Annotated in this window: 13 protein-coding genes; 4 read left to right on the plus strand and 9 right to left on the minus strand. The window is 41.2% G+C overall.

Going from position 1 to position 11,654, the window contains the following annotated elements; all coding sequences use genetic code 11:
• Positions 1 to 206: 206 nt before the first annotated feature.
• Positions 207 to 1,781, minus strand: a complete 1,575-nt coding sequence (locus tag V7K98_RS19565; RefSeq protein ID WP_335024749.1) for a CPBP family intramembrane glutamic endopeptidase — start codon at positions 1,779 to 1,781, stop codon at positions 207 to 209.
• A gap of 114 nt (positions 1,782 to 1,895) precedes the next feature.
• Here V7K98_RS19565 and V7K98_RS19570 point away from each other — a divergent pair, with 114 nt between their 5' ends.
• Positions 1,896 to 2,573, plus strand: coding sequence for a Uma2 family endonuclease (locus V7K98_RS19570; protein ID WP_335024751.1), 678 nt, complete (start codon positions 1,896 to 1,898; stop codon positions 2,571 to 2,573).
• Between the two features lie 6 nt (positions 2,574 to 2,579).
• Here V7K98_RS19570 and V7K98_RS19575 read toward each other — a convergent pair whose 3' ends face one another.
• The gene (locus V7K98_RS19575) at positions 2,580 to 2,801 is read right to left on the minus strand and encodes an addiction module protein (protein WP_335024753.1); all 222 of its coding nucleotides are present in this window, start codon (positions 2,799 to 2,801) and stop codon (positions 2,580 to 2,582) included.
• Between V7K98_RS19575 and V7K98_RS19580 the strand changes: the two genes are divergently transcribed.
• Entirely contained in the window at positions 2,800 to 3,165 is a 366-nt protein-coding gene (locus tag V7K98_RS19580; protein ID WP_335024755.1) for a hypothetical protein, read from the plus strand. The genes V7K98_RS19575 and V7K98_RS19580 overlap by 2 nt on opposite strands.
• Before the next feature lie 64 nt (positions 3,166 to 3,229).
• On the opposite strand, the gene V7K98_RS19585 is transcribed toward V7K98_RS19580, so the two are convergent.
• From V7K98_RS19585 to sufB, 7 genes are all read right to left on the minus strand, one after another.
• Positions 3,230 to 3,862, minus strand: a complete 633-nt coding sequence (locus tag V7K98_RS19585; RefSeq protein WP_335024757.1) for a Uma2 family endonuclease — start codon at positions 3,860 to 3,862, stop codon at positions 3,230 to 3,232.
• Between the two features lie 61 nt (positions 3,863 to 3,923).
• Complete coding sequence (locus V7K98_RS19590; protein ID WP_335024759.1) at positions 3,924 to 4,556, minus strand: Uma2 family endonuclease; 633 nt, start codon at positions 4,554 to 4,556, stop codon at positions 3,924 to 3,926.
• A gap of 1 nt (position 4,557) precedes the next feature.
• Positions 4,558 to 5,166 carry a hypothetical protein gene (locus V7K98_RS19595; RefSeq protein WP_335024761.1) on the minus strand — a complete coding sequence of 203 codons (609 nt, stop codon included), beginning with the start codon at positions 5,164 to 5,166 and terminating at the stop codon, positions 4,558 to 4,560.
• Positions 5,167 to 5,269: 103 nt separating this feature from the next.
• Entirely contained in the window at positions 5,270 to 6,532 is a 1,263-nt protein-coding gene (locus tag V7K98_RS19600) for a cysteine desulfurase (RefSeq protein WP_335024763.1), read from the minus strand.
• A 64-nt stretch (positions 6,533 to 6,596) separates the two neighbouring features.
• Positions 6,597 to 7,967: a Fe-S cluster assembly protein SufD gene (sufD, locus tag V7K98_RS19605; RefSeq protein ID WP_335024765.1), complete on the minus strand. Its 1,371-nt coding sequence runs from the start codon at positions 7,965 to 7,967 to the stop codon at positions 6,597 to 6,599.
• A 71-nt stretch (positions 7,968 to 8,038) separates the two neighbouring features.
• Positions 8,039 to 8,830 carry a Fe-S cluster assembly ATPase SufC gene (sufC, locus tag V7K98_RS19610; RefSeq protein ID WP_335024767.1) on the minus strand — a complete coding sequence of 264 codons (792 nt, stop codon included), beginning with the start codon at positions 8,828 to 8,830 and terminating at the stop codon, positions 8,039 to 8,041.
• Positions 8,831 to 8,931: 101 nt separating this feature from the next.
• Complete coding sequence (gene sufB, locus V7K98_RS19615) at positions 8,932 to 10,371, minus strand: Fe-S cluster assembly protein SufB (protein ID WP_334893131.1); 1,440 nt, start codon at positions 10,369 to 10,371, stop codon at positions 8,932 to 8,934.
• A gap of 244 nt (positions 10,372 to 10,615) precedes the next feature.
• Here sufB and sufR point away from each other — a divergent pair, with 244 nt between their 5' ends.
• Positions 10,616 to 11,299: an iron-sulfur cluster biosynthesis transcriptional regulator SufR gene (gene sufR / locus V7K98_RS19620; RefSeq protein ID WP_335024769.1), complete on the plus strand. Its 684-nt coding sequence runs from the start codon at positions 10,616 to 10,618 to the stop codon at positions 11,297 to 11,299.
• 71 nt (positions 11,300 to 11,370) lie between these two features.
• Complete coding sequence (locus tag V7K98_RS19625; protein ID WP_335024771.1) at positions 11,371 to 11,631, plus strand: hypothetical protein; 261 nt, start codon at positions 11,371 to 11,373, stop codon at positions 11,629 to 11,631.
• Positions 11,632 to 11,654 lie beyond the last annotated feature (23 nt).

Below are 11,654 nucleotides of genomic sequence, written 5' to 3' on the forward strand. Positions count from 1 at the left end.
GCTAAAATCACCCAGATCAGAATAAATGCTTAAGTAGATAGTTTGTTGTCTATGCTAACAGCATTCTTTGATTTGCTTCTGCAATTATCTTAATTGGGTTTTCAGCTAGTATTTATGCTTAAGAAGCAATTATAACTAGTAAATTATCCTTACTTATGCAGATAAAAGCAGATAATTTTATTTTCAGCAACAGTACATTTATAGTATTAATTACTACCTAATACAAATAGACTTAATAATGTACCACTATTCCAGAGACTGTGGAGGAGCATAGGAGCAAGAAGGTTGCGCGATCGCGTGTAAACTACCCCTAAAACGATTCCTAATGCTGTCAGGGGAAGAATTTCCGACAAACTGAGGTGAGCGATCGCAAACAACAAACTACTAATCAGAATCGATCCCCATACGGGTAAGTAGCGAGTTAGAGAGGGTAACAAAAAGCCACGAAATAAAATTTCTTCAAAAAATGGAGCTGCGATCGCGGCTGTGGAGAAAAATATGCCTAGTGCTATACCATCTTGGCTTTCTAGGGCTAGTTGCAACAGAGGGTTACTACCACCCTGTCCTTGCCATAGCTGTTGATTAATCAAAGATACCACCACAACTATAGGTAAAGCCACGCAATAGCCTCCCAATCCCCACCAAAACCACTTATCTTGAAAACGGAAGCGAAACCAAAATTCTGGTAACGGAAAAAAGGGCTTGAGAGAAAAATATAATACTAACAGCGCACCGGATGCTACCAGCAAGTAACTAACTAGAACATAAAACGCTTGAAATCGCACATCTGCGACAGGACGAGGGATAGGGATCAGCGATAGCGCTAAAGGCACAAAGATTTGCCCCATGAAGAAAAAGCCGACGACAAAAACCTGCAAAATCGTTTCACCATCCCAAGGCGTTGACCAAGGGATATCAGCATTTTGAGCTAGTAACGAGGCTTTTCCTTTCAACAAGCGTTGAGCAAATAATAAAATCAGCAATATTAGACCAATTAAAGCTGCAAAAGTTGGAATAGTGCCAATAAGCGCTAATTTCAACACTGCTTGAGCAGCAGTTTCTTGTTGTGTAGCTTTAACTGCTGATAAAGCATCTTGTCGTTGCTGGAGTTGGTATAGCTTAACCAAAGTAGTAGAGCGAAACCAACCTTCTAAATTCTTTTGAATCCGTTCTTGAGCATTTTGGAGTAGACGAGGAGGATTGTTCCACATTCCACTCAATACAGCTGCGGTTTCTCCAAATTCTGGATTGATATCTGAGCGTTGTTGTAATTCGCTCCAAGTTTTGAGGGCTGTATCCGTTTGTCCTTGCTGTGCTTGTAATATTCCCAGGCGTAAGTCTAACTCAGCCAGTAATTTTTGTAATTGCTTGAGGGACTTTTGTAACTGTTGCTTTCCCTGTTTAGAAGTTTTAGTAGTCGGAGGAACATCAGGTAAAGGTTTAGAAGGAGTGGGAGTTATTTCTGATTGAGAGCGTAATTGGGCAAGTTTGCTGTTAACTTTGTCCAAATTAGCTTTAACTGATTGATGCGCCTCTTGATATTGCTTTGTGGCGCTTTCTAGGGGTTGTTCACCCAGTATTGCTTCTCGAATCGTCTGGAGATTGCGATCGCTGCTATCTTCAGATTGCCAAGCTTGGGCTTGGAGAGCAATATTAGTCTGGTATAGTTCTAGGCGACTTTGGAACTGAGGTTCTTGCCAACTACTGAATAAAGCCGAAACTGCCAACAGAACTGCGATCGGTGTCAGTATAAAAATTAAAATTAACCGCTTGAGTGTCATCTATTCCTCTTTTAGTAGCCAATGGAGAGCGCGTCCCCCTTGGGAATTATCGCAATAAAAAGTCAGAGGTGGATTAGATATCATCAATATTATAAGTTTGCAATCGCACCCACCATGTTAAATTACAACCCATTGCACTGCTTACCCTCCGCCGAGGATCTGCCCGATTCTGACGATGAACCTGTGGATAATCAACTACAACATTTGATTCCTGGCTTGCTAGAAGCCATCTTAGCTTGGCTGTGGACAAACCGGATGGATTGGTTTTTTGGGGTTGATATGGGTATTTATTACGATCCCGAATTACCGCCGATTGTACCTGATGGATTTTTAAGTTTAGGAGTCGAGCGAGTTTTTGATGAGAACTTGCGCTTGAGTTATGTGTTGTGGGAAGAAAAGGTGATGCCAATTATGGCGCTTGAGGTGGTTTCTCACAGACGGCGTGGGGAATACACCAACAAAAAGAAACTTTATGCGGATATGGAGATTTTGTATTATGTTCTCTACAATCCCCAACGCCGGAGAAAACCACCTTTAGAAGTTTATCGCTTTGTAAATGGTGAATATGTATTACAGCCAGGAAATCTAGTTTGGTTATCAGAGATAGGTTTAGCAATTGGTTATGAACGGGCAAGCTATCAGGGAATTACGCGGGATTGGTTGTATTGGTATGACGAACAAGGAGTGAGATATCTAACACCCGAAGAACGCGCGATCGCTGCCGAACAACGCGCCGACAGGCTGGCGCAAGAATTGCGAAAGTTGGGGATAGATCCAGATTCTTTGACTTGATTTGGTTCATTCAGATAAACCTAGTCTTTGTTTGACAGATTGCCATGTTGAACCTTGCCTTGGGTTTTGGTGATGCATCTCCAAGCGTCTATCTAATTCTTGTTTTTGGCCGTCGTTGAGAGGAACTTCATCGGGTGTAGTAAGAATGCTATCCCATAATTCCTGGGCAAGCTGTATACGTTCAGATACACTTAGTTCGGAAATATCGATTTTTAATATGTGGTGCATGGTTGTTATTAATGTAGTTACTCTTATTGATGTGGTTTGGTTGAGTGGTGATAACCAGATTACAGCAGCTTTTGAGATTGAATGTACTACGTCTATTTACTCAGGTTTACTAAGGATGGCAGATTTAGTTGCTCTTGTTCCAAACTTAAATTTTCCACTTTACGTAGTCGTTCCTCAGTCGCGTGTCGCAAAAGTGAAAAAGGAATTATCTAGACCCAGTTTTCAGGCTCTTAAGATGAATAAAAAATGTAATTGGATAGTGCTTGAAGATTTAGTTCAAGAATGGGAAGCTATTATAAAATATGGTACAGAATTAGATGCTATAAATAGATTATCTGGTAGCCTGAATAAGATTAAAAACTAAATCTAAGCATATATATTTTTTAGAAAAAACTAGCTAATAATTAGATTAGTGAATAAGCTATACTTTACCCTAACTTTCCCCTCACCCAAGCGCGAAATGATTTCAGTAAAGCAATTTCCCCAGATGTTTTACTCTGCTCAATAAATCTGCTTATCTCACTGACTGAAACTATAGGAAAGGCAATACTAAACTTACACTCAACATATTGCCCCTCTACCAACTGATAAAATTTTAAATTTTGTCCGTCATATCTCCAAAGTTCAGTTACACCCAACGCTGAATAAATCTCCAGTTTGTTAACTGAACTGCTGGTAATGTCAATCTCAATTGCTAAGTCAGGTGGCGGATCTATTTCTAAATTGAGCGTTATCCTACCTCTGACTCTCGATTCAGTTTGTATATAGTAGCAAGTATCTGGTTCTATTCCCCGCTTTGATATTTTCCGCTTCAGTGTTGTAGAACCAGCACTTTTAATTTCTACTCCGACTTCTTCAGCTAAAGCGAATATAAAACGGTCAAATTGAATTTTGGGATTTTCATGTTCAAAAAGTGGAGTCATGATTTCTAAAACACCGCAGTCATAAGCAAACCGAGAACCTCTATCTTCACCTGTATCTCTCAGCAAGGCTTCAAAGGTTTCCCAGCTAACATTTTGTAAGACTGTTCTTTGTTCTGCAAGGGTTGACTTGACAAGCATATTACAATACTTTTCCGTCACAATAGTAGATAAAATTTCTAATTTATCAATGAGGTATACTTTACCCTATTTTACCCTGCACCCAAGCGCGGAAGGATAGCACCAAATCAATTTCATCCATAATTTTACTCTGCTGGATAAATCTATTCATATCACTAACAGAAATTAAAGGAAAAGCTATACTCGATTTAATCTCAACATACTGGCTTTCTACTAGTTGATAAAATTTCAAAACTTCCCCGTCATATCTCCATAATTCTCCTACACCTAAAGCCGCATAAATATTAAACTTATTCAGTGAAGTGCTAGTAATATCAATTTCAACTGCTAAATCTGGTGCTGGATCTCTTCTTAAATCTAATTCTTGTTTACCTCTAATTGCTGGCTCATTTTGAATATAATAGCAACTATCGGGTTCTATTCCCTTTGTTATTGGTTTACGTTTTAATGTTGTAGAACCAGCACTTCTAATTTTAATTTTTAATTCCACTGCTAAAGCGAATATCAATCGGTCAAACTGAATTTTAGGATTTTCATGTTCAAAAAGTGGGGTCATAATTTCTAAAACACCGCAGTCATAAGCAAACCGAGAACCTCTATCTTCACCTGTATCTCTCAGCAAGGCTTCAAAGGTTTCCCAGCTAACATTTTGTAAGACTGTTCTTTGTTCTGCAAGGGTTGACTTGACAAGCATATTACAATACTTTTTCCGTCACAATAGTAGATAAAATCCCGATAATTTTACCTATGTCATTAATATAATACTCGCTCAAGTCAATTTCAACTACTTGCTCAATAAGTTTCAAAAACTTCCAGTTAGTTCCTGTGGTGACAGTACCATAAATTGTCTGAATGTTATTGTTTTCACGTTCATTAAACAATTTAGCTGCTAGCATCTCTGCGACACACTGACCTAATCCTGCATTGATATTTTCTTTTTTAGCTTCTACAATTGTGACAACGGGTGCGTTAAGAATTAATAATTCTGGTGAACGGCTAATAATAAAATCGCAATTTCCATTTAAACCTTGTGCTGAATCAACAGTAAAATCGATACCAGAAAATAAACTTATTTGATTATTTAAATATTTTCTTACAGCAATTAAGATTGGTGCAATAATCATTTCTGAACGGGATTTTTCTGTATTACTAGCCAGAGCTAAAGGTACATTTTCCCGCAATAGTTCTTCAAGTAATGGTGGACACTCTACTTCATGTACAGATGCAAATATATCAACTTTATCAGAAATAGTTAGACCGAAAGTTTTTCTAACTCTGTCTAAAGTAAAGTCACTGTATGACACTTTAGTTGCTCCCGTAAATAATCCAGATAATTAAATTGTGCCAATTATTAGCAAGATATGTTGCTGATATTTGGCACAATTAGTATCTGAATATTTTGTAACTTTAAGCAAGGAAACCTGCAAAAAAGTCCAGAGTTTCTTTCAGGGCTTTGATGAAAATATCAATTTCTTCGCGGGTGTTATAGAAAGATAGACTTGCTCGTGCGGTTGCAGCAAGACCTAAGTAACGGTGTAATGGTTGAGTACAGTGGTGTCCAGAACGGATGGCAACGCCTTCTTGATCTAATAATGTAGATAAGTCGTTAGCGTGGACTTCTCCGGCTGTGAATGACGCAAGAGCGGCTCTACCTTCGCCTTTAGCATTTGGTTTGGGGCCGTAAATCCTAATTTGGGGAATTTGCTCTAATTGTTGGAACAAATAAGCTGTTAATTCTGCTTCGTAGGCGTGGATTTTATCCATGCCGATATTGCTAAGATAATCGATCGCAGCCCCAAGTGCGATCGCTTCCCCAATTGCAGGTGTACCGGCTTCAAATTTATGCGGTAACTCTGCATAAGTAGAATAATCTAAGTATACCTCTGCAATCATCTCACCGCCGCCAAAAAATGGTGGCATTGATTCTAGCAATTCCAACTTGCCATAGAGAAATCCTATCCCAGTTGGGGCGCACATTTTATGACCGGAAGCTACCAACCAATCACAATCTATCTGTTGTACATCGACATGCACATGAGGGACACTTTGGCAAGCATCGACTAAGAATTTAGCACCATATTTGTGTGCGATCGCACCAATTTCTGCCACTGGGTTAATGCAACCCAAAGTATTAGAAATATGCACCACTGACACCAACTTAGTTTTGTCGGAAATCAGCTTTTGAAACTGCTCCAAATCAAAAGTTTCTTCTGGTGTTAATTCTACAAATTTCAGGACTGCACCCGTTTTTTGCGCCACCAATTGCCAAGGCACAATATTACTGTGGTGTTCCATCACCGAGAGAATAATTTCATCCCCCGGCTGTAAATTATTCATTCCCCAACTATAGGCTACTAGGTTAATCGCCTCAGTTGCGTTGCGGGTGTAGACGATTTCCTGACGCGATGCAGCATTGATGAATTTGGCAATTTTATCTCTAGTACCTTCATAAGCATCCGTAGCTTTAGCACTTAGGGTATGGGCACCGCGATGTACGTTAGCATTATATTGCTCGTAATAATCCCGTAGAGTATTTAATACTAACAAAGGCTTTTGCGATGTTGCAGCATTATCGAGATAAACCAAGGGTTTACCGTTGACTTCCTGATGCAATATCGGGAAGTCAGCGCGAACTTTATCAGCAAGGGTTTTGGTAGAGGTAAAAGTCATTGGTAGATTAGTTATTAGTCATTAGTCAGTACAGACGCGATTAATTGTGTCTGTACAATGGTTATTAGTCATTAGTCAGGGACTTAAGATTATTGACTGTGTTTAAAAGGATTTCTCGCAGAGAAGGAACTGGTATTTTGTTGATGACTTCAGCAGCGAAGGCGTTAATTAACAACTTCCGAGCATCATTTTCATCAATTCCCCGACTTTGTAGATAGAAGATTTCGTCATCTTCCAATTGGCTAACGGTAGCACCGTGAGCGCATTTAACATTATCGGCAGTAATTTCTAATTGGGGTTTGGTATCAACTCTGGCTTTTGATGATAGCAGTAAATTACGATTCAACTGGGCTGCATTAGTCAACTGCGCTAGTTTGGGTACAAAAACTTTACCATTGAACACCGCATGAGCGCGATCGCCTACAATACATTTATGCAATTGGTCAGTTGTACCATGAGGATAGTTAAGTGCGATCGCACTGTGAGTATCAGACAACTGCTTACCAGAAATTACCGTCAATCCATTGAGAGTAGTTTGTGTCTGCTCACCAGTTTGCAAAACCTCTAAATTGTGCCGTGACAGCTTTGCACCTAAACTTATGGCATGACAAGTATACCGACTATCACGAGATTGTGCGATCGCAGTTTTCCCAATATGAAAAGCCTCCGCACCTTCCCGCTCAACCCTAGTGTGACTAACCTCAGCATTGTCACCCACCCAAACTTCCGTAACCGCATTAGTAAAATATACTTCCTCTTGTGGGGTAGGCATCTTGCCTGCCACATACTCCTCAACCAACGACACCTGCGAACCACCTTCAGCCACCACCAAACAACGCGGCTGCGAAATCGTGGCAGTCTCCCCCGCAACCGAAATAAACACCAAATGAATTAGCGTTTCCACCACCACATTCTTCTTCACCCACACCACAGCAGCATCAGTTATCCCAGCCGTATTGAGAGCAGTAAAAACTTCCTGCGCTCCCTCAGCTTGAGCTAAATACTGCCGTACACCTTCCTGCTCAACCGCAGACAAACCAGCCAAATTACTCACCACAACTCCAGATGGCAAATCTGTAACTGCGGATAACTCCGGTGCAAAAACGCCATTAACAAAAACCAAACGACTATTAGCCGTTTCTGGCAAAATATCAAATTGCAAAGACGCATAATTTACCGTCTCTACATTAAATTGCACCTTACGCAGAGACGACAAATCAGTAAACCGCCATTCTTCCTCGCGGGTAGTGGGAATAGTCGAGTGACGTACCCAATTAGCAGCACCTTGGCGTAAATCCTGCAACCACCCCTCTGTTTTTGATGCAGTTACCTGATTTAACAATTCAGTTAAATAGGCATCTTTATCAAGAAAAGTAGATGTTAAACTAACCACATTCGAGTTAGGAATTGGACTAGGAGAAATTTGAATACTCATTAGATACTCGTAAACTGGTTTACAATGTTAAGTAGTGCTGGAATTAAAAATCCCTATCAGGGATTGAAACATTACACACCCACCTCAGCAGCTGCAAATTCTGCCAGTACCCAGTCATAGCCGCGAGACTCTAATTCCAGCGCCAGTTCCTTACCACCACTCGTAATAATCTGCCCTTGTGCCATCACATGCACAAAATCAGGCACAATATAATCAAGTAACCGTTGATAGTGAGTAATCAAAATTGTCGAATTTTCTGGACTTGCCAGTTGATTCACACCATTAGCTACAATTCTGAGTGCGTCAATATCTAAACCCGAATCAGTTTCATCCAAAATTCCTAACTTTGGTTCCAGCAACGCCATTTGCAGAATTTCATTCCGCTTTTTCTCGCCACCAGAAAACCCTTCATTCAAACTGCGACTGAGAAAACTGGGATTCATCTTCACCACATCCAGCTTTTCTTCAATCAAATCGTCAAAATCAAAAGCGTCAATTTCCTCTAAACCTTGCGCCTTGCGACGAGAATTGTACGCCACCCGCAAAAAATCCAAATTGCTCACACCCGGAATTTCTAACGGATACTGAAACGCCAAAAACACACCACTTCTGGCGCGTTCCTCCGGTTCCAACTCCAGTAAATTCTGCCCCTGGAAAATCACCTCACCGCCAGTCACCTCATACGCCGGATGCCCAGCCAACACCTTAGAAAAAGTACTCTTACCAGAACCATTCGGCCCCATAATCGCATGAATTTCACCCGATCGCACCTCCAGATTCACACCCTTCAAAATCGGTGTCCCATCAACATTAGCCGTCAGATTCCTAACCGACAGCACAACTTCACTATTTTCAATAATCATCTTCTCTCCCTTCTCTGCGCTCTTGGCGTCTTGGCGGTTCGTCATTCTTCCAAAAGATAAACACAGAACGCCGATGCCCCTGTGTTTATCCTTGCTTCCATTTATCCAACACTGCCTTCCAACTTCAAACTCAACAACTTATCAGCTTCCACAGCAAACTCCATCGGTAGCTGATTAAAAACATCCTTACAGAAACCGCTAATCATCATCGAAATAGCATCTTCCGAAGAAATACCCCGTTGAGCAAAGTAAAATAACTGATCTTCCCCAATTTTAGAAGTAGAAGCTTCATGCTCCACCTTCGCACCGTTATTTTGCACCTGAATATAAGGGAAAGTGTTCGCATGAGCATTATCCCCAATCAACATCGAGTCGCACTGAGAATAATTTCTCGCCCCTTTAGCAGTCGGATTGACTTTCACCAAACCCCGGTAGCTATTACTAGAATTACCTGCGGAGATTCCCTTAGAAATAATTGTACTGCGAGTATTCTTACCCACGTGAATCATCTTACTACCCGTATCAGCTTGCTGCTTATGATTTGTCAGCGCCACCGAGTAGAACTCACCCACAGAGTTATCACCCACCAACACACAGCTAGGATATTTCCAAGTAATTGCTGAACCTGTTTCTACCTGAGTCCAAGAAATCTTGGAATTTACACCCTGACACAAACCGCGCTTGGTGACAAAGTTGTAAATACCGCCTTTACCGTTGGCATCTCCAGCGTACCAATTTTGGACAGTGGAGTATTTAATTTCGGCGTTATCCAGGGCGACAAGTTCAACAACGGCGGCGTGCAACTGGTTGCTGTCATACATCGGTGCAGTGCAACCTTCGAGGTAAGAAACATAACTACCTTCTTCAGCGACAATCAAAGTCCGCTCAAATTGTCCCGTATCACCAGAGTTGATGCGGAAGTAGGTAGACAGTTCCATTGGGCATTTTACGCCTTTAGGAATATAGACAAAAGAACCATCGCTAAATACTGCGGCGTTCAAGGCGGCAAAATAATTGTCAGCGATGGGAACAACGCTACCCAAATATTTTTTGATTAATTCTGGGTGTTCTTGCAACGCTTCCGAAAAGGAGCAGAAAATAACACCATCTTCCGCTAGCTTTTCTTTAAATGTAGTAGCGACAGAGACGCTATCGAAAATTGCATCAACAGCGACATTTGCCAGTCGCTTCTGTTCAGATAGGGAAATGCCTAACTTTTCAAAGGTTTCTAACAGGGTTGGATCGACTTCATCCAAGCTGTTCAGCTTTTTTTTCTTTTGTTTTGGCGCTGAGTAATAAATGATATCCTGATAATTTATTGGCGGATACTTGACATTCGGCCAAGTTGGTTCCGTCATTTTTTGCCACTGGCGATAAGCCCGGAGGCGAAAGTCCAGCATGAACTGTGGCTCATTCTTCTTAGAGGAGATCAAGCGAACAACGTCCTCGTCTAGTCCACGCGGAATAGTGTCGGCTTCAATATCAGTAATAAAGCCGTACTTGTAGGGTTGGTTGACTAAGGTTTTGACAGTGGCACTCATCAGTAATAATCTCTCGTGTTCTGAACTCTTTTAGGATTGGAGACGGACTTTATCTTTAGTCGATTCCCCATATCAGGTTACGCAATGGTTACACGGCTGCTAGAATAGTGGTGGAGACTAAAACAACAGCTTTGTTGTTTAACCTATCTTCATTTTACGCTAGATTAACAACAACAATGTTGTCAAAGTCAAATTTTCAAAGAAATTTTTGGGACGTTCGCTGAACGCCTCGCACCAAATGAAGATGGCGACTACTCACCAGTCCTCAAGCAAGCAAGATATCCTTGAGTATCTGCACAAACACGAAAAAGCAACGGCTTTGGAGCTAGCTGAAGTTTTAGACGTTACCCCCCAAGCGATTCGTCGCCACCTCAAGGATTTGGAGACGGAGGAGCTAGTTTTGTATTCGACATCAATGCAGACGGCGGGTATGGGGCGGCCACAGCACCTTTATGAACTGAGTCGTCAAGGACGCGATCGCTTGCATCGAACAATGAGCGATCGCTTTGGTGATGGCCATGGTCATTTTGCGGTTTCGCTGCTAGACACCTTAGCCGAAACGGTAGGACACGATCAATTTAAATCGATATTAGAGAAACAGTGGCAGCGTAAAGCTCTAGAATACCGCGATCGCGTTGGTAATGGTTCACTGCGAGAACGTGTAGCCAACTTAGTAGAGTTGAGAAAAGCTGAAGGCTTCATGGCAGAGTATCACCCTGTTGATGTGAGTGATTCTTTTGAGTGCGATCGCTTTATCTTAATGGAGCATAACTGTGCCATTTCTAACGTTGCCGAATCTTTCCCCAGCATCTGTGGTCACGAATTAGAAATGTTTGCAGCCGTATTACCCGATTGTACCGTAGAACGCACCCACTGGATTATTGATGGCGAACATCGTTGTGGTTATTTGGTACAAATTCGTCATTAGTCATTAGTCATTAGTCATTAGTGAAAACTACTACCCAATTCCCAATAATCAACTAAATTTGAGATAGCGTTATGGACGTACCACCACAGCAACCATCAGCACAATTTTTAACTCTGGAAGAGTCAGCAAAAGTAGACGCAGCTTTACTGTCTTCCCCAGAAAAGTTTTTAACAAGATTGACAATTTCATCACTGAAACTTTTGAAGCATATTGCCCAAGAATATAGTGTTGCTATTGAAGATTTGACAGCGCCGCAAGTAATTGCGTGGTTTGAAAAAGATGGTAGAATTCGCCGTGAGCAGGGAATTGAAGCTTCATATCTGAAATGGTAATTTGTTTAACAAATTTTCCAGTT

Source organism: Nostoc sp. (assembly GCF_036917435.1).
Taxonomy (GTDB): domain Bacteria; phylum Cyanobacteriota; class Cyanobacteriia; order Cyanobacteriales; family Nostocaceae; genus Nostoc.